The sequence below is a fragment of the Streptomyces sp. NPDC050806 genome, from assembly GCF_055586425.1.
On sequence record NZ_JBVJIF010000005.1, the window covers coordinates 181,728 to 199,886 of the forward strand.

The 18,159-nt window shown below is 72.0% G+C and carries 17 protein-coding genes; 10 read left to right on the forward strand and 7 right to left on the reverse strand.

Going from position 1 to position 18,159, the window contains the following annotated elements; translation table 11 throughout:
* Positions 1–31: 31 nt before the first annotated feature.
* Positions 32–1,567, reverse strand: a complete 1,536-nt coding sequence (locus ACZ6WH_RS16900) for a purine-cytosine permease family protein (protein ID WP_469729207.1) — start codon at positions 1,565–1,567, stop codon at positions 32–34.
* A 258-nt stretch (positions 1,568–1,825) separates the two neighbouring features.
* Here ACZ6WH_RS16900 and ACZ6WH_RS16905 point away from each other — a divergent pair, with 258 nt between their 5' ends.
* Entirely contained in the window at positions 1,826–3,073 is a 1,248-nt protein-coding gene (locus tag ACZ6WH_RS16905) for an ANTAR domain-containing protein (RefSeq protein WP_469729208.1), read from the forward strand.
* Positions 3,074–3,100: 27 nt separating this feature from the next.
* Here the strand turns inward: ACZ6WH_RS16905 and ACZ6WH_RS16910 are convergent, their stop codons facing one another.
* Entirely contained in the window at positions 3,101–4,000 is a 900-nt protein-coding gene (locus tag ACZ6WH_RS16910; RefSeq protein ID WP_469729209.1) for an AraC family transcriptional regulator, read from the reverse strand.
* Positions 4,001–4,087: 87 nt separating this feature from the next.
* Here ACZ6WH_RS16910 and ACZ6WH_RS16915 point away from each other — a divergent pair, with 87 nt between their 5' ends.
* Positions 4,088–5,584 (forward strand): UbiD family decarboxylase, encoded by a 1,497-nt coding sequence (locus tag ACZ6WH_RS16915; protein ID WP_469729210.1) that lies wholly within the window; start codon positions 4,088–4,090, stop codon positions 5,582–5,584.
* A gap of 46 nt (positions 5,585–5,630) precedes the next feature.
* Here the strand turns inward: ACZ6WH_RS16915 and ACZ6WH_RS16920 are convergent, their stop codons facing one another.
* Positions 5,631–6,899 carry an MFS transporter gene (locus ACZ6WH_RS16920; RefSeq protein ID WP_469729211.1) on the reverse strand — a complete coding sequence of 423 codons (1,269 nt, stop codon included), beginning with the start codon at positions 6,897–6,899 and terminating at the stop codon, positions 5,631–5,633.
* Between the two features lie 93 nt (positions 6,900–6,992).
* Between ACZ6WH_RS16920 and ACZ6WH_RS16925 the strand changes: the two genes are divergently transcribed.
* The 4 genes from ACZ6WH_RS16925 to ACZ6WH_RS16940 all read left to right on the forward strand — a co-directional run bounded on the left by ACZ6WH_RS16925 (position 6,993) and on the right by ACZ6WH_RS16940 (position 9,053).
* Positions 6,993–7,445 (forward strand): MerR family transcriptional regulator, encoded by a 453-nt coding sequence (locus tag ACZ6WH_RS16925; protein ID WP_469729212.1) that lies wholly within the window; start codon positions 6,993–6,995, stop codon positions 7,443–7,445.
* Positions 7,446–7,527: 82 nt separating this feature from the next.
* Complete coding sequence (locus ACZ6WH_RS16930; protein WP_469729213.1) at positions 7,528–7,932, forward strand: PadR family transcriptional regulator; 405 nt, start codon at positions 7,528–7,530, stop codon at positions 7,930–7,932.
* On the forward strand, positions 7,922–8,656 hold the full coding sequence (locus ACZ6WH_RS16935; RefSeq protein WP_469729214.1) for a hypothetical protein: 735 nt from the start codon (positions 7,922–7,924) through the stop codon (positions 8,654–8,656). Before ACZ6WH_RS16930 ends, ACZ6WH_RS16935 begins: the two co-directional genes overlap by 11 nt.
* 37 nt (positions 8,657–8,693) lie before the next feature.
* Positions 8,694–9,053 carry a hypothetical protein gene (locus tag ACZ6WH_RS16940; protein WP_469729215.1) on the forward strand — a complete coding sequence of 120 codons (360 nt, stop codon included), beginning with the start codon at positions 8,694–8,696 and terminating at the stop codon, positions 9,051–9,053.
* Here the strand turns inward: ACZ6WH_RS16940 and ACZ6WH_RS16945 are convergent.
* The gene (locus ACZ6WH_RS16945; RefSeq protein WP_469729216.1) at positions 9,035–9,433 is read right to left on the reverse strand and encodes a VOC family protein; all 399 of its coding nucleotides are present in this window, start codon (positions 9,431–9,433) and stop codon (positions 9,035–9,037) included. The two genes, ACZ6WH_RS16940 and ACZ6WH_RS16945, sit on opposite strands and share 19 nt — an antisense overlap.
* Before the next feature lie 258 nt (positions 9,434–9,691).
* On the opposite strand from ACZ6WH_RS16945, the gene ACZ6WH_RS16950 reads away from it, so the two are divergent.
* Positions 9,692–11,290, forward strand: coding sequence for an APC family permease (locus ACZ6WH_RS16950; RefSeq protein ID WP_469729625.1), 1,599 nt, complete (start codon positions 9,692–9,694; stop codon positions 11,288–11,290).
* A 71-nt stretch (positions 11,291–11,361) separates the two neighbouring features.
* Here the strand turns inward: ACZ6WH_RS16950 and ACZ6WH_RS16955 are convergent, their stop codons facing one another.
* The 3 genes from ACZ6WH_RS16955 to ACZ6WH_RS16965 all read right to left on the reverse strand — a co-directional run bounded on the left by ACZ6WH_RS16955 (position 11,362) and on the right by ACZ6WH_RS16965 (position 14,895).
* Positions 11,362–12,213: a hypothetical protein gene (locus ACZ6WH_RS16955; protein ID WP_469729217.1), complete on the reverse strand. Its 852-nt coding sequence runs from the start codon at positions 12,211–12,213 to the stop codon at positions 11,362–11,364.
* 381 nt (positions 12,214–12,594) lie between these two features.
* Complete coding sequence (locus ACZ6WH_RS16960; RefSeq protein WP_469729218.1) at positions 12,595–13,152, reverse strand: GNAT family N-acetyltransferase; 558 nt, start codon at positions 13,150–13,152, stop codon at positions 12,595–12,597.
* Positions 13,153–13,386: 234 nt separating this feature from the next.
* Positions 13,387–14,895, reverse strand: coding sequence for an FG-GAP repeat domain-containing protein (locus ACZ6WH_RS16965; protein ID WP_469729219.1), 1,509 nt, complete (start codon positions 14,893–14,895; stop codon positions 13,387–13,389).
* Positions 14,896–15,092: 197 nt separating this feature from the next.
* Between ACZ6WH_RS16965 and ACZ6WH_RS16970 the strand changes: the two genes are divergently transcribed.
* The 3 genes from ACZ6WH_RS16970 (at position 15,093) to ACZ6WH_RS16980 (ending at position 18,103) form a co-directional block, all read left to right on the forward strand.
* Positions 15,093–15,557, forward strand: a complete 465-nt coding sequence (locus ACZ6WH_RS16970) for a VOC family protein (protein ID WP_469729220.1) — start codon at positions 15,093–15,095, stop codon at positions 15,555–15,557.
* A gap of 122 nt (positions 15,558–15,679) precedes the next feature.
* Entirely contained in the window at positions 15,680–16,441 is a 762-nt protein-coding gene (locus ACZ6WH_RS16975; protein ID WP_469729221.1) for a MerR family transcriptional regulator, read from the forward strand.
* 141 nt (positions 16,442–16,582) lie between these two features.
* Positions 16,583–18,103: an oxidoreductase gene (locus tag ACZ6WH_RS16980; RefSeq protein ID WP_469729222.1), complete on the forward strand. Its 1,521-nt coding sequence runs from the start codon at positions 16,583–16,585 to the stop codon at positions 18,101–18,103.
* Positions 18,104–18,159: the final 56 nt, after the last annotated feature.

Here is an 18,159-nt window from a genome sequence, read left to right on the forward strand (position 1 = left end):
ACGGCCCGCGGCGAACCCGTACTGCGGCCGCTCAGTGGGCAGTTGCCGGTACGTCGGCGGGCGTCTCCGGGCCGCCGGTGATCGGCGGCACCCCGGCGGCCGAAGCCCGGGCGAACCGGGGCCCGGCCGGACCGTACACCTCGCGCGGCTCGGGGAAGACGGCGAGCAGCGCGAGGTACATCACCGCCGCGAGGACGAGCCCGACCGGCAGGGAGATGTCGGCACCGCCCGCGAGGTCCCCGAGCGGGCCGACGAACTGACCGGGCAGATTGGTGAACAGCAGCCCCACCGCGGCCGACACCAGCCAGACGGACATGGCGCGCCAGTTCCAGCCGTGCGTGAACCAGTAACGGCCGCCCCGCTGGCGGCGGTTGAAGACCTGGATGGCGTCCGCGTCGTACCAGCCGCGGCGGGTGACATAGCCGAGGATCATGACGACCATCCACGGTGCGGTGCAGGTGATGATCAGCGTGGCGAACGTCGAGATGGACTGGGTGAGATTCAGCGCGAAGCGCCCCGCGAAGATGAACGCGATCGACAGCGCCCCGATGAACAGCGTGGCCTGCACCCGGCTGAAGCGCGGAAAGACACTGGAGAAGTCCAGCCCGGTCCCGTAGAGCGCGGTGGTTCCCGTGGACAGGCCGCCGATCAGCGCGATCAGACAGAGCGGCAGGAAGTACCAGCCCGGCGACACGGCGAGCAGACCGCCCACGTAGTTCGGCGCGGCCGGATCGAGGTACCGCGCGCCCTTCTCGGCGATGACCGATGCGGTGGCCAGCCCGAAGACGAACGGCAGCAGCGTGGCCAGCTGGGCGAGGAACGCCGCGCCCATGACCCGGCGGCGCGGGGTGCGCGCGGGGATGTAACGGGACCAGTCGCCGAGGAAAGCACCGAAGGACACCGGGTTGGAGAGCACGATCAGCGCCGCGCCGATGAACGACGGCCAGAACAGCGGATCGGCGGTCGAGGCGAAGGAACCCGCGTAACCGGGATCGAAGTCCCCGGCGAACGCGAAGGCGCCGAGGACGAACATCGCCGACGCCGCCACCACGGCGACCTTGTTGACCAGCAGCATGAAACGGAAGCCGTACAGGCACACCACGAGGACGAGCCCGCCGAACAGCGCGTAGGCGAGGCCGTACATCACGCCCGACTCCGGGACCCCGGCGAGCCGGTGCGCGCCGCCGACGAGCGCGTCACCGGAGGACCACACCGAAATGGAGAAGAACGCCACGGCGGTGAGGAGGGAGAGGAAGGACCCGACGATCCGGCCGTGCACCCCGAGGTGGGCGGAGGAGGAGACGGCGTTGTTGGTCCCGTTGGCCGGGCCGAACAGCGCCATCGGAGCCAGCAGCGCCGCCCCGGCGACCAGTCCGAGGACGGTCGCCGCGAGCCCCTGCACGAACGACAGCCCGAAGAGGACGGGGAAGGCGCCGAGGACGCACGTGGCGAAGGTGTTGGCCCCGCCGAAGGCCAGCCTGAAGAGGTCGAGGGGACGCGCTGAGCGGTCCTCGTCAGGTATCCGTTCCACGCCGTAGGTCTCAATTTCGGTGATCGACGTCGTCACGGTGCTCCGCTTCCTCATGCCGCCGGTGCGGTTCCTGCTGTTCTTACGGGTCTCGCTGCCTTTGCCGTTTTTGCTGGTCGGGGGCGTGTGCCTACGAGCCGGACGGACAGTCTGTGCCCGGCCGCCGGATGGTGACAAGTGTCTCGGCCGACTGCCGGGTACGGTCCGTCGACGACGTACGCCGGGAAAGATGTTCCACTGGGACCGGCGGCCCCTCCGGGGCCGTGCACGAGGTGTGCGGTTGCATGTGGAGGCGTGATGAACGACAAGGGAGCACGGGATATCTGGTCCGGTGTGGTTCGTCTGCCTGCCGCGGCCGGATGGCTCCGGATGCTCGGTGCCGACGGAGTGCTCGAATCCGGTGACCACCCGCTCTTCCCGGCCATCCTGGATACCGAAGGACAGCCGCAGGCGGTCGCGGTCGACCTGTCCGGCGTACAGGAGATGACCTTCGCCGCCGCCTGCGCCCTGGCCAAGTGCGCGGAGGAACTGAGCCGCCGGGACATTCACCTCATGGTGGCCGCTCCGTCCGAAGAAGCCGCCCGGGCCCTCGACGTCGACGAGGTCGCCGACTCCGGTGTGGTCGTGCTGCCGGCGATCCACGACCTCATGACCGCCTGCGTGCCCGACCTGCCGGACGCCCTGTGGAACGGCGGCGCGAGTGCGGAGGTCCCCGTCCCGGCCGTGGCACTGGACGACCTTCCCCAGCAGGAGTTCGACCGGCTGCGCGGCAAGGTACGCGACCTCCAGGCCAAGGTCCGCACGCACCCCCTCATCGCGCAGGCCCAGGGCATCCTCCAGGAGCGGTACCGGCTGCGCGACGGCCAGGCCGCTTTCACACTGCTGCAGGCGGCCTCCCAGCGGCACAACGTCAAGCTGCGGTCCCTGGCCTCCGCGGTGCTCAACGCGCCCCGCCCCGAGAGCGGCGCGACGCGCTGGTTCGCCGACGGTGTCCGCACCCGCGCACCAAAACTGGCGGCACTGCCCCAGGTGAACTCCGAGTCCGCCAACCGCAGCGCCGTCATCTCGGCCGTACTCCACCAGACCCTGCTGATCTCGGACACCCCGATGGGCAACGTGCAGCTCGCCGACCGCCACGCCGGCGGGCTGCGGATCGAGAAGCACGCGGGCCTGAACGAGGAGTTCGTCGACTACTTCGACGTCGTGGGCAAGGACGGCACCTCCTGCTCACTGGCGGCACGCAACGTCACCCGGGTCACCGTCACCGACGTGGCCACCGATCCGATCTTCGACGAAGAGGCCCGCTACAAGATCCTCCAGGCCGGCAGCCGCGCCGCCCACAGCACGCCGCTGACCACCGGGCGCGGCATCTGCCTCGGCATGGTCTCCAGCCACCACGAGCGGCCCGTCCAGCTCCTGCGCCCGGCCCAGGCCCGCGCCCTGGACCGCATCGGCGACCAGGCGGGCCGCTGGCTGGCCTGGCACCAGCGCACCGTCGTCCGCGACGCCCTGGAACACCTCCACCGCATGGCCCTCGGCGCCTGACCGGCGCCGCGGCCCGCGGATCCGGCGTCAACGGGCGGGCGGCCGCGTACCGGTGGCCCGCAGCCGGAAGGCGGCCGGGGTTTCGCCCGCGCGCTCGCGGAAGAACCGGTTGAACACCGTGGCCCCCGGAAACCCCAGGCGCTCGCCGACCGCCGCGGCCGACAGGTCGGTGTGCAGCAGCAGCCGCTTGGCTTCGAGGACGATGCGGTCGTCGATGAACCGCTTCGCGCCGCACCCGACGGCGGCGCGGGTGGCGCGGGTCAGGGTGCGGACGCTGTAGCCCAGCGCGGCCGCGTAGTCCGCGACGTGATGGCTGCGGGTGAAGTCACGCTCCACGGCCTGCTGGAAGCGGCGGAACGCCGTGCCGGCCGCCGTCGGGTCCGACCGGTCACCGGGCAGGTGGGACAGGCGCAGCACGAGGATCGACAGCAGGTGCCGCACCACCTCGACATGCACTTCCAGCGGCAGGTCCGTCAGCCGGTGGTATTCGCTCTCCAGCATCTCCAGGGTGTGCCGTACGGGACCGCGCGCGGTGCCCGTGGGGACCAGCGGAAGCTGCCGGGGACGCTGGTCCACGTGGGCGGCGCCGGCGGTGGCCGTGCTGAGGAAACCGGGCTGGAAGAGGACGACCGTTCCCTCCGCCGCCGTGAGGTCGGACCGGAACCGGAGCACCTGCCCCGGCCGCACCCAGACCCAGCCGCCCTCCTCCACCACGTACTCCGCGAAGTCCACGGAGCAGAGCAGCACACCGGACTTCACCGTGATCAGCTGATGGAAGACGGGCCTGAGCGGCGCGTACTCGTCCTCGCCGCGCCCGCGCGCCGCGGCGGCCAGCCCGGCGAAGTCGACCACCTCCACGCCCGGCGGGCCGCCCGGGGTGGCCGGGAACCGGGCCTCCGTGATGGCAAGGTGTCCGCTTCTGCTCATGTCCTGTCCTCAGTCCGTGCCGACCAGTGCATTTTCCGTACCTAACGTCGGAATCGCACGCGCTCGCCCAGGTGAAAGGCACCGTCCATGACACAACACGGCCCGGCGCTCAACTTCCGCGACTTCCTCGGCACACTGCTGGCGGACGGCGACGCCGTAGCCATCGACCAGCCGGTCGACCCGGAGCTGGAGGTGGGCGCGGTGACCCGGCGGGTCTACGAGACCAAGGCCCCAGCCCCCTTGTTCAACCGCCTCACCGGTGCCGCGCCCGGCTTCCGCATCCTCGGCGCACCGGCCGGCCTGAACACCGCCGACGGAACCGGCAAGGGCGCGTACGGCCGGCTCGCGGCCCACTTCGGCCTGGCGCGCGACAGCACACCGCGCGACATCCTGGAGCGGCTGATCGCGGCGATGCACGCGGACCCGCTGCCGCCGGTCGTCGTGGCGGACGGCCCGTGCAAGGAGAACATCCGTACCGGCGACGCCGTCGACCTGGCGGCGTTCCCGGTACCGCTGCTGCACCAGGAGGACGGCGGACGGTACTTCGGCACCTACGGCTTCCACGTCGTCCGCAGCCCGGACGGGACATGGACGAGCTGGTCGGTCGCCCGCACCATGCTGAACGGCCGCAACACCCTGGTCGGCCCGGCGATGCCGCAGCAGCACATCGGCATGATCCACGACATGTGGCGGGAGCGGGGCCGGCCCACGCCGTGGGCCATGGTCCTCGGCGCACCGCCCGCGGCCCTCGCCGCCGCCGGGATGCCGCTGCCGGCCCGGGTCGACGAGGACGGTTACGTCGGCGCGCTGACCGGCAGCCCCGTGGAGGTCGTCGAGACCGAGACCCACGACCTGTACGTACCGGCCAACGCCGAGATCGTCCTGGAGGGCTGGATCAGCCACGACGAGACGGCGCCCGAGGGGCCGAAGGAGTACCACGGCTACTCCTTCGGCCACAGCAAGCCGCAGCCGGTCTTCCATGTCGAGGCGGTCACCCACCGGGACGACCCGGTCCTGCCCATCTGCGCTGCGGGCCTGCCCCCGGAGGAGAACCACACCATCTGGGGGACGATGATCTCCGCCGCGAGCCTGGACGTGCTCCGCTCCGCCGGCCTCCCCATCGACCTGGCCTGGTGCTCGTACGAGGCCGCCACCTGCTGGATCGTCCTCTCCGTCGACACCGGGCGACTGGCGCGCCCGGACATCGGCGAACACGAACTGGTCGGCAGGGTGGCCGAGGTGCTGTTCGGCTCCCACGCGGGCTGGCTGGTCCCCAAGGTGATCCTGGTCGGCGACGACATCGACATCACCGACATCGACCAGGTGGTGTGGGCGATGGCCACCCGCTACCGCCCCGGCGAGAACGAGCACTGCTTCCCCGAGGCCCCCGGCATCCCGATGGTGCCCTACCTCACCCCCGAGGAAGCCGCCTCGGGCCGGGGCGGCAAGGCGGTCATCAGCTGCCTGCAGCCGGAGCAGTTCCGCGGCGCCGCGCGCGGCACCACGGCCTCCTTCCGCACCTCGTTCCCCGCTGAGCTGCAACAGCACGTCCTCGACAACTGGGCGTCCTACGGCTACCGCTGACGGACGACCGGGACGGTGACCGGGCTCCGGCCGCCTTGGGGCCCGGTCACCGCGGATCGTGTCCGGCGCGCATGCTGAGGACGGCGTTCACCGGCAGCACACCGAGGAAGGCGAGGAGCAGCGGCTGCCAGGAACCCATGGTGGCGTGCAGCCAGGCGGCGAGCGCCGGTCCGGTGGCCGCCACGAGGTACCCGCAGGTCTGCGCCATGGCCGACAGCGCGGTGACATGCTGCGGGTCGGTGCCCCGGCGTACGTAGAGCACGCCCGCGAGGGACTGCGCCGCGCCCAGTCCGGCACCGAGAACGGCCGCCCACAGGGCGGGCGCGGCGGCCGGGGCCAGCAGCAGGCCGGCGAAACCCACCATCGGGACGGCGAGGGCGGCCGCGATGTGCGGCCGCTGGTCCGTGCGCCGGCCGGCCAGCGCGGGTGCCGCGAACCCGCCCGCCGCGATGCCGAGGATGAAGAGTGCCTGGTACGTACCGGCCGCCGTCCGGCTCGCGCCCGATGCCACGAGGACGGACGGCAGCCAGGCGAGCGTGGTGTAGAACATCAGCGTCTGGAGCCCGAAGAACGCCGTCAGGCTCCAGCCGAGCGCGGTACGGGCCACCGGGCGCCGCCCGGCGGTACCGGAGGCGGCTCCATCGGTGCTGGTGGAGGTGGTTTCACCGGCGCTGCCGGAGGTGGTGGTGGCCGGTGGGGTGTGGCGCCGGGCCGCCTGCGGGGCGATCCCGATCAGGGCGAGCAGCGCGGGCACCACGGCGATGCCGATCGCCGGCTGCCAGGCGCCCCCGCCGGCCCGCGCGACCGGGACGACGAGGGCGGCGACGACCGCCGAGCCGATCCCCATCGACAGCGCGTAGACGCCCATCATCGTGCCGACCCGCCGCGGGGCGAACCGCGCGTGCACCCACACCGGAATCAGGACGTTCACCACGGCGGTGGCGAGGCTGACCAGCACCGTACCGGCGACCAGCCCGACCGGACCCGCCATGCGCACCACCGCCCCGACGACCAGGACGGCACTGGCCAGGAAGAGCCCGCGCTCCGCACCGTAACGCCGGCGCGCGAACGCGCCCAGCGGGGCGAAGAGTCCCATGCACAGCGGCGGCAGCAGGCCGAGCAGGGTGACGGTCCCACTGCTGAACCCGGCGACCGGCGCGAGGGGGCCGACCTGCCCGAAGGCGACCCGTGTGTTCAGGCTGAGCAGTACGAAGCCGACGACGAGCAGGGCGCCGGAGGCCCGTGCGCCGCCAGGTGGCGGTGCGGTCGGAGAGGCGGCGCCAGTGGCGGCTGCGGCGGCGGAGGAAACGGTCATGACAGCCCCTTGAGCGGTGGGTCCCGGGAGACGGCAACGGTAGTGTTCACGCTCAAGCGCACTTGAGTGCAACCCGGAGGGTGGCGAGGAGCGATGCCCGAACTGTGGTCGATCAGCGAGGTGGCCCGGGCCTTCGGCCTGTCGGTGTCGGCGCTGCGCTACTACGAGGAGTGCGGCCTGGTCCGCTCCACCGAGCGGCGCGGCCGCGTGCGGTGCTACGACCGGGCGGCCCTGGAACAGCTCGCGTATGTGCAACTGTGGCGCGACGACGGCCTGATGTCGGTCGCCGACACCGCTGCCGTCGTGGGCAGTGACAGCGTGGCGGACCGCCGTACGCTGATCAGTGCGCAACGCGAGGTCATGCTCGCCCGCATCCGCAGCCTGACCCGGGCCGCCGCGGTGCTGGAGCACATGCTGGGCTGCCGGACCGACCGCGCGCTGGAGTGCCCGATGACCGGCGCGTACATCAATTCACGGGTGGACGCGGCACTGTCCGGCGAGGACTTCGTCGACGACTTCCTCCCACCGCCCACCGACGAGACCTGAACCGCCCGTTCCGCCCTTCACCGTGACCGATCCGGCGCAGCTACCTTGCTCTGCAGGATACTTGTGGAGCAAGATACTCGCCGTGGCAGTCAACGAGGGGCTTCGGCAGCAGTGGTTGCGTGGCGTGCTGGACATGTGCCTGCTCGCCGTGATCGCCCAACGCCCGACATACGGATACGAGATGACGGTGCGTCTGGCCGAGCACGGCCTGGAGGTGGCCAGCGGGTCGATCTACCCGGCCCTGGCCCGGCTCCGGTCACGGGGACTGGTGGACGTCACGCGGCAGCCGGGGGAGGGCGGACCGGTGCGCACCTACTACCACCTCGCCGCCGACGGCCGCCGTGAACTGGCGGAGTGGAGTGCCCAGTGGGCCGACTTCGCCGCCGGCGTGGACCGCGTACTGCCCGCAACGACGCACACAACAGAAACCACGCACACAACCGGACAGGACGATCAGGGGCATGAGGGTGGGGACGATGAAGCGTGACGCAGTGGCACAGGCCCGGCGGGTGTGGCGGCGACTGGGCGTGCCGGAGGAGGCCGCGCGGGAGATGGCCGAGGAACTGAGCGCCGATCTCGCGGAAGCCGTGGCCGACGGCCGCACCGCCGAGGAGTACGTGGGCGGCGACGTCGCCGCCCTGGCCCGCACATGGGCCGCCGAACGGGGCCTGATCCGGCCCAGACGGCACCTCGGGCGCGTGCTGGCGGCGGCGCTCCTCGGCGCGCTGCCGGGCGGCTTCACCGCCCTGTTCTTCGTCTTCGCCCCTTCGTCGAGCCTCCCCGCCTTCGCCTTCGCACGCGCTTCCTCGGGGGACAACTGGGTGGTGCGGGCCCTCTCGCCGAGCCCCACGAGCGCGGAGCCGTCGCTGTACGTGTCGTCTCCCGTCATCCTCACCCTGTACGTCCTGAGCGGCTGCATCGCCTACGCCGGGTCGCTGGCCGCGGTCTCCGCCGTGCTGCGCCGCTCCGGCGACTCCCACCGCCGCCAGACCGTACGGGCCTTCGCCGTCGCGATCCCCGTCATCGGCCTCGTGGCCACCGCCGCCGGCGTCGCACTCGCCGCGGCCCTGAACTTCCAGATGGTCGCCTTCCGGCCGGTCTGCCTGCTGGTTCTGCTCCTCCTGGCGCTGGGCGTCGCCCTGGTACGACTGCAGATCGTCACCCGCACCACGCGCCCGGCAGCACCCACCGGCACTGCGTTGCCGTACTGAGTACGCGGAGCGTGTCGTAGCGCTACGCTCCCCGGTCATGTCGAACACACACTCGTTGCCGGCGGGGTCGCCCGGCCGGCCGGCGCGTCCCGCTCGTCCCATGTGGCCGTGGGGTGCGTTCGCCGTCGCGTTCGCGCTCTTCCTCCTCACCTGGGCCCTCTGCTGGTTCAACGCGAACGTGGTGAACGAGGACCTGCAGAACTACTGCGCCGACCTGCACACGCAGAGTTTTCCGCCGGAGAAGACATGCGTGGCCGGCGACGGGACGGTCACCGGGGCCAACGCCGGGTGGGTCACGGCGGCGTTCTTCACCTCCGCCACACTCTCGGGCGCGTCGCTGGCCGGGGCGCTGACCCTGCAGTTCGCGGTCCGGGCCGGCTACTCGTCCGGCAGGTGACTGCCGCTCGGTGCCTTGCTCAGGTCGACGACGCAGAAGGCGTTGCCGTCCGGGTCCGCGAGGACGACGAAGTCGGGGGCGGGTGGGTACTGGTCCCAGTCCACCCTGCTCGCCCCCAGCGCGACGAGCCGTTCGACCTCGGCTTCCTGTTCGGCGGTGGTGTCGACGAACAGGTCCAGGTGGAGGCGCGGATACGGCTCGGCCGGTGAGCCACTGCGCATCAGCGCCAGCGCGCGCCCGGACCCGTCGGCGTGGTTCAGCGTCCGCCAGTTCTCGCTCCGCCACTCCTCGGTCGCCACCAGGTCCAGCGCTGCCGTCCAGAACTCCACGGCGCGGGGCACATCCACCACACCGATGACCGGAAATCCAAGTCTGAGCATGGGCCGAGCCTACGAACCCGTACGCGCCGCCGCCACACCGTGACCCGCCGCGCCTTGACCCTCCACACCGTGACCCGCCACGCACCGGCCGTGCCTCCTCCGTAGGCCGTGCCTCGCCCGGCCGCGGCGCGGACTCGTCGGAATGAAGTCTTCCGCGCCCTTGTCCGTCGAGTAGGGTCCGGCGAGCGAGCAGTGCTGATCAAGGAGGAGAGTGTTGTGACGGGGCATCAGGTGCCGGCGGACGGGGGCGGCGGGGCCGTGGCCGCCGGACCGCAGGGGGTCCAGGCCGAGGAGCGCCGTTTGCGCCGTGACCTGGGCTTCTGGGGGCTGACCGGCATCGGCTTCTCCAATATCGTCGGCTCCGGCTGGCTGTTCGCCGCGATGTACGCGGCGCAGGTCGCCGGTCCCGCGGCGCTGCTGTCCTGGGTGGGGGCCGGACTGCTGTGCGGCCTGGTCGCGATGGTCATGATCGAACTCGGCGCGTCCCGGCCGGAGGGCGGCGGAACCGTCCGCTGGCCGCTGTTCGCCAGCGGACGCCTCGTCGGCACCCTCGTCGGCTGGTCCGTCCTGCTGTCCGTCGGCGCCACCGCCGCCGAGATCAGCGCGATCATGCAGTACGCCGCCCACTACCTCCCGGGCATCTACAACGGCCACACCCTCACCCTCTCCGGGGTGGCCCTGGCCGCCGCTCTCAGCATCCTGCTGACGGCGGGGAACTGGTTCGCCGTCCGGCTGTTCGCGCGCCTCAACAACCTCGTCTCGGTGTTCAAGATCGTCGTACCGATCCTCACCGTGCTCGCACTGGTCGCCTCGGGCTGGCACTCCGGCCGCCTCACCGACCACGGCGGCTTCGCGCCGTACGGCTACGTCGCCTGCCTGACCGCACTGGCCGGCGGCGGCATCGTCTACTCCGTCAACGGCTTCCAGGCCCCACTGGACTTCTCCGGCGAGACCCGCAACCCCCGCCGCACCATCCCGGCAGCGGTGCTCACCAGCATCGGCCTCGCCGTGCTGATGTACCTGGCCCTCCAGGTGGCCTTCCTCTTCACCGTCCCCGAGCATCTGCTCGGCAACGGCTGGCAGGGTGTGTCCTTCGACTCGCCGTTCGGTCAGCTCGCGCTGGTCCTCAACCTGCACCGGCTGTCCAGCCTGCTCTACGCGGACGCGGTGATCTCGCCCGGCGGCTCGGCGTACGTGGGCGTGGCGCTCAACGCGCGGCACACCTACGCACTGGCGAAGAACGGCACGATTCCGCGGTACTTCATGAAGGTCAACGAGCGGTTCGGTGTCCCGCGCCGCGCCCTGGTGGTCAACCTGGTCGTCATCATGGTGTTCCTCCTGCCGTTCGGCGGCTGGCAGGACATCGTCAGTGTGATGGGCGACATGTATCTGCTGATCTACGCCGCGTCCGCGGTGGCCGTCGCCGTCTTCCGCGCCGAACCGGGCGGCCGCACCGCCGGCTGGGTCCCGGGGCTGCGCTGGATCGCACCGCTCAGCTTCGTCGTGGCCAGTGAGTTCGTCTACTGGTCGGGCTGGGACGACCTCCGCCTGGCACTGCCCCTGGTGCTGGGCGGCCTGCTGATCTTCCTCGCCATGCGCCGCCCGGGAGCGGGGGAGAGCGCCGACGCCGGCCCGCGCCACCGCCCACTCACCGCCGAACTGCGTGCCGGCGCATGGTTGGTGGCCTACCTCGTCGCCCTCACGGTGCTCTCCGGGCTCGGCACCTTCGAGGGCTCCGCTCTGCTCCCCGCCCCGTACGACTCGCTCGCCGTCGCCGTGATGGCCACGGCGGTGTTCTTCTGGGCGGTCCGCTCGGGCGTCCGCCAACGGGCGGCCTCCCGCCCCGAGGCCGAGTGACCGGCGCGGCCCGTCCTGCGAGTGGCCGGCTCGGCTCGCCCTGAGGCGACGGGGCGGGGGAGCGACCGCTCTCAGCCGGCGGACGCCCGGTAGAGGCCGCGCCCGGCACGCTGGGCACGGGAGGTGGCGACCAGCCGGTCCAGGGTGCTGCGTACGGCGTTGACACCGGCCGGGGAGTCGGCGCGACCCACGGCCTGAGCGATGTCCCGGGCGCGCACGGGGGTCGTACCGCTCTCGGTGAGGGCGCTGACGACCTGCTCGGTCAGACCGTCCTTGGCGGCGCCGGCCGCGGCCGGCGCCTTCTTCGCCGCGGCGGCGGGCTTGGCGGCGGCGTCCTTGCCCTTGGCGTCCTTCGCCGTGCTGTCCTGGGCCTTGGCGTCCTTCGTGTCCTTCACGGACTTGGTGGCCTTGGCCGCCTTGGCGGTGCTGCCGGCCTTCGCGGTGGTCGAGGACTTGGCGGCCTTCACGGTCTGCGCCGCGGCGGCCTTGCCGGCCGTGCTGCGCTTGCGGCCCTGCGCGGCTGCCGGGGCCTTCGCCGCCTTCTTCCGGCCGGTGCCGGCGGGCGCCTTACGGGCCTTGGGCACGGTGGGGGCCGGGGCCGTGGTCTTCTCCTCCTTCGCCGGCGCGGCGGCCGCCTTCTCCGATGCGGTGCTCGTCGGCTCGGCGGGCGCTTCCGTCTCCGCCTTCGGCGCCGCAGCCGGGGCGGGCACCGTGGCGGCGGCCGTGGCCGGCGCCTGCGCGCCACCGTTGGCCGACAGGGACTGGAGGGCCTGCAGCGCGGTACGCACCGAGTCCAACCGCGTGGTGACGGCGGCGAGTTCCTGCTCCAGGGACTGCTGCTGGGCCTCGAGGCGAGGGAGTTCGGACTCCAGCAGAGCCGTTGTGTCTTGGATGCTGCCAGGCGTGCTGACGGTGGAAGTCATGATGCTGCCTTTCTGTTTCCGGCCACCATGGCTATTTCGCGATGGTGCTGCGAGCAGCCTACGGGGCTGTCGTGGTGTTGTGTGCCGCTGTGACGTTGTCGGGTTCCCGAGAGAGTACGCATCAATGCACCTGCGCGGGCGCAGTCGATGCGCATCCGCCCCGAATTGGGGAACGCGTGACCGGGCCACCGCAACGCGCGGAAAAGTGTGCGATGCCAACGGCCCCGTCGCGGACGCGGCCCCAGCACAACACATGTACGGCCCGCCGGAAGCCCACCGCGAACAGGGGCGGCAGCAACGCTCAAAAGGCTCGGAAGAACGGGCATCGACGCCGCTCGCGTGGCATCTCAGCTGCGCAGAAGGACGGCAGAAAAGCGTCCTTCAGTGGCTGTTTGTCGCGGCACACCACTCGGGAGCCAGCACCGACCACACCTCGGTGTCCTGCCGGACGCCCCGGTAGGGGTGGTTCTCGCGCAGCACTCCGTCACGGCTCATACCGAGCCGCTTGGCCACGTTGATGCTCGGTGTGTTCGCCGCGGACGCGTGCCACTCGACGCGGTGCATCCCCCGTTCGTGAACCGCCCAGTCAATGATGACGCGCACCGCGCGAGTGACCAGGCCCCGCCCGGCGGCATCCGGCTCCAGCCAGCAACCGGCCTCACAGGTGCCCGCCTCCGCGTCGAAGACCCGGAAGAGCACACCGCCGACGAGCAGCCCGTCCAGCCGGATGCCGTACAGGCGGCCGGTGTCGGCCGCGGCCTTGTCCGCGTAGAACTGGAGCCAACGCCGGGCGGAGTCGAGGTCGGCCGCGACATCGGGGAGCCCGATGTGCCGGCCGATGTACTCGCGCCCGCGGTCCATGTGCGCGAGGAACTCCGCGGCCTGCCACGGCTCCAACGGTCCCAGCTCGGCCCCGTCCCCCAGAGAAATCGCGAACATCTCACCCTCCACCCCGACCACCAAAGCTCCCCGAATCCTCGCACGCCAACCACCGGGCCGCCCCACGACCACCCACACACACCGCAATCAGCCCGGGGCCCCCTCACGCCCCACCGCACGCGCCATCGAGCCGACCGCCAGGCGTTGTATCGCAGCCGGTTCACGCGCAGTGCAGAGCGCCCCACTGAGATCACACGGGCGTCGCATGGACATCGCACTGGCATCGCACTGGCATCAGCTCTTCGCGCAGTCGCGCCGGTCGGATCCCTTCGCGTCGATGCCCTGGCCGAAGCATTGGACCGTGGCGAACGTCGTCTGGTTGCCGGCGGTCGTGCCGCGGGTGATCCACCAGTGGGTGGGGTGTTCTCCGTAGAGGCCGAAGACCGGGTCGGCGGCCCAGTGCAGGATCAGCTCGTCCTTGCCGTCACCGTCGAAGTCGGCGGCGCCGGCGGGCCTGGCGTGCCGCCGCTCGGCGGGTGTCTTCTTGCCGCCGGGCCGGGCGGGGCCCTGCCGCCGTACGGGGATCCGCCGGTCCCCGTCGATCAGTGTGGCGCCCTCGTAGGTGGCGACGAGGACGCCGTCACGGCCGTCACCGTCCGGATCGGCGGCCACGAAACCACCGGGCCCGTAATCGGTGGCGGCGCCTTCGGGCGCGGTGGGCAGCCGGTGGGTGACCGGAGAGCCGCCCGCGCCGGGGTACACGGCGAGCGACCCGTCGACCTCCGGAGCCTCGGCCCCGGAACCGGGTTCGTCGTTGCGGCTGCCGTCGTCCCCGACCGCCACATCGCGCTGCCCGTCGCCGTCGAAGTCACCGAACGCGTGGGCGTTGCCGCGGCGCAGCCGTTGGCCTTCGGGCGAGGGGCCGGTGCCTCGGCGGGCCGCATACAGGATGTTCGCGGACTGCTCGCCGTCGCTGATGGTGTGGAGCAGCAGGGAGGTCGCGCGCGGCTTGCCGGTGGGGTCGATGTCGTCCGCGACGAGGTCGCCGTCCGCCCACGGCAGCCGGGTGTCGGTGCGCGCGGGCGCGCCGGAGCGGGTGAACGGGCCGTACAGCAGCACGACGGAGGACTGGTTCGCCGCGAGTGCCGCGAGGTCGTGATGCCCGTCCCCGTCGAAGTCGCCGCGTACGAGGGAGCCCACGCCGAGCTTCGACGCGCCGGCCGGGAGCCGCAGTGGGGTGGCCGGGAACTTCCCCGTGGGCCCACCGGGGCCGCCCCAGGCCACGTACGGAACACTGCGCGGCGCTGACACGTGCCCGTCCGTCACGCGCGCGCCATCGATGTCGGTGACGACGTCGGAGAAGCCGTCACCGTCCAGGTCGGCGGTGACCACCGCCTCGGCCGGGATGCTGTCGGGCCCGGCCGTACTCACCTCCTGCTCGGGCAGGCCGAGGTCGTGGCGCCCGTACACGGTGCGGGTCGTGGGGTCGAGTCCGTCGGCCGAGCCGTAGACCACACCGACCCGTTCCTCGGACCGGGTGCGCCCGGGGTCGGCAGTGAGCGACATGGGCACGACCAGGTCGCGGTGGCCGTCCCCGTTGAGGTCGTCGGGGTCCTTCGAGCCCTTGCCCGCTGCCGGTGCCCGGCTCGCGGCGGGCGCGGTGGGCACCGCGGCGGCCGCGCCGCCACTGTCGGTGGCGGCCGGCCGGCGGTCGGCGGAACCACTGCCGCACCCGGTGAGCGGTGCGAGGACGACACAGGCGGCGCAGAGCGCCAAAGACCGCACGGCAGTACGAGTTTTCATAGTCCGTACCCTCACATCCGCGCCTTCCGGACTCCAGTGCGGGGCCGAGCCGGCGGTCGGAGAGTACGTCGATCCACGCGCGCCTGACATCACGTCAGTCATGCCAGAGCCCATGACGAAGGAACTACGCGACGCGTCGGCCGTGTCTGTGGATGGCGTGCGGTCGTGGCCACGTACCACCGCATATAACTGGGCGTATGGCACTGAACTGGACGTTGGTCGTCGACAGCGGGAACGCGCCCGTACTGGCGGATTTCTGGGCCGCGGCGCTGCGGTACGAGGTGGAGGACCCCAGCCCCCTGATCGATGAGCTGCTGGCCGGTGGCCTGCTCGGCGCGGAGGCGGTCGCCGAGCACCGCGGCCACAGGATTTTCCGCGGCTATGCCGGGATCCGTCACCCCGACGACCCGTTCGACGAGAGCAGCGGTGTCGGGCACGGGCGTCGGCTGCTCTTCCAGGACGTGCCCGAGGACAAGGCGGGAAAGAACCGTCTGCACGTCGACGTCCACAGCGCCGTCCCGGGCACACCCAACGGTCTCGAAGAGCTGGTGGTACGGCTGGAGGGCCTGGGCGCGAGCCGCGTCAGCGAGGTGGACATGGGGCCCGCGGGACACTGGTGGGTCATGCGCGACCCGGAGGGCAACGAGTTCTGCGCCGCGTAGCCGCACAGCCGCACTCCGCCGCAGACCCGGCACGGGGCTTGAAGTTGCCGCAGCGGTAGCTTCTACCGTCCTGACCAGGGTCGGAACGACCGGCCTTGTGAGCACGCGGGAGGGAGCCGGCGATGGCCTGGCCGATCGCGGAGGTTGCCCGGATGTCGGGCGTGACGGCTCGGACGCTGCGGCACTACGACGAGATCGGTCTGCTGCCGCCCGCCCGGACCGGCAGCAACGGTCACCGGTACTACGGCGAGTACGAGTTGCTGCGGCTGCAGCAGATCCTCGTACTGCGAGCGCTGGGACTGGGGCTGCCCGAGATCGGCCGGGTCCTCGCCGCGCAGGTGGACGAGGTGGAGGCGCTGCGTGACCACCACCGTCGGCTGCTCGCCGAGCGGGACCGGCTGGACGCCCTGGCCGGCACCGTCTCCCGCACGATCACGGAACTGGAGCAGTCCAGGAAGGACGGCAGTCCCATGACGAGCATCAACAGGCCGGAGAACCTCTTCGAAGGCATCAGGCCCAGCCAGTACGGGGAGAACCTGCGGGACTTCCCCGGGCTGGCCGAGGCCGTCGCGCGGCACACCGCGACGATGAGCCAGGACGAGATCGAGGCGGGGCACCGTGCGCGCACGGCACAGATGATCCGGTTCGCCGAACTGCTGGCCGCCGGCCTGCCCGCCGATGCCGCCCCGGTGCAGGCCGAGGCCGACGCCCAGTACCGGGCGCTGGCCGAGCTGCGGACGGTCGGCGCCGAGGAGTACCGCGCCATCGGGCGCGCCTGCGTGGAGAACGCGCAGTGGCGCGCGGCGTACGAGGCGATCGCGCCGGGCCTGGCCGCCTACCAGCGGGACGTCATCGAGGCGTACGCCACCACCCGGCTGAGCTGAGCCGGAGGGCGGGGCTGCCGCGGTGGCGGAGGAGCGCGTGGCGGCCCTGTTCGCCGGGCCCGCTCGGCCGGCACCTTGATCCGGTGTTGCCCGGCGTCCAAGATGAACGGACCCCTGTCCCGGGAGAGGGAGCCGGCACCCATGCGCGAAGAGGACCTGACGGATCCGGAACGTCGTCTGTGGCAGGCGTTCGCGACGGGCACCAAGGTCGATCTGCGGGACGGGGCGGCCGACGGGGCCGATGCCGAAGGGGACGGTTCCGGGTGGGGGCCGGAGCGCACCGTACGCGCGTCGGTGATCCGTGCGCTGCTGCTCGGCAGTGTCGAACCCCGGGCGGGCGAGACTCCCGTGGTGCATCTGGTCGGGGCGCGGATAGCGGGCCGGCTGGACCTCGTGTTCTGCGAGGCCCGCTGCGTGCTGCGGCTGGAGGAGTGCCGGTTCGAGCAGGCACCGCAGCTGTACGGAGCGAAGCTGCACGTCACCGGCTTCGCCCGCTCGCACCTCCCCGGGCTCGGCGCCAACAGCATCACGGTGGGCGGGCACCTCGATCTGATGCACACCCGCATCAGCGGCGCCCTCCGTCTGACCAACGCCCGCATCGACGGCAGTCTGCTCCTGCAAGGCGCACTCCTGGCCCACCCCGGAGCCGTGGTGCTCGACGGTTCGTGGCTGGAGACCGGCGGCGGCATCGTCTGTCACAGCGGCTACCGGGCCGAGGGCGAGATGCGGCTGTCCGCGGCGCGCGTGGGCGAGGGACTCCACTTACAGGGCGCGCGACTGCACCACCCCGGCGGGGACGCGTTGTACGCCCCGGGCATCCACGTCGGCTCCGATGCGGCCTTCACCGACGGGTTCCACGCGGACGGTGCGATCGACCTGACCGGCGCGACCACGGGCGGCCGCGTCAGCTTCCACACCGCGACCGTTGGGGGAACCGGTGCCCGGGGCTCCGGCCCCCGGGGAACCGACCCCAGGGAGGCGGACTGCCGCGGGGTGACGTACCGTCACCTGCAGGCCGCCGAACTCGACCTGTCCGCCGCACGCCTGCACGGCACGGTCGACCTGCAGCACGCCCAGGTCGGTGTCCTGCACCTGCCCGTCGAGGACGTCATATGCCCCCTCCACCTCGACGGACTGGAGTACCGGTCCCTGCGGCCGCAGCTGCCGGCCGGCGCGCGTCTGCCCCTCATCGCACGGGACCCCGACGGATACCGGCCGCAGCCGTACCAGCAGCTGGCCGCCGTGTACCAGTCGCTCGGGCACGACCACGACGCGCGCACCGTCCTGCTCGCCAAGCAACGCCACCGCCGCAGCACCCTGCGCCTCGCTGGGCGGGCATGGGGGCAGTTGCTCGATGCCACGGTCGGTTACGGGTACCGGCCCTGGCTGGCGGGCCTCTGGCTCACCGCTCTCACCCTGTTGGGCACGGCGGTCTTCAGCGTCGCCGAGCCGACCCCCGTCAAACAGGGCGAGGGCGCGCCCTTCCAGCCCCTCGTCTACACCCTCGACCTGCTCGTTCCCATCGGAGCCCTGGGTCAGCGCAACGCCTGGTACTGGACCACCGCCCCCCAGCAGTTCTTCGCCTACGCGCTGATCGCGGTCGGCTGGCTGCTGACCACCGCCGTCGTGGCGGGCGTGTCACGCGTACTCAACCGCAACTGACGGGCGTGAACGACCACGGGCGTGAACGACCACGGGCGTGAACAGCGGAAACCGTG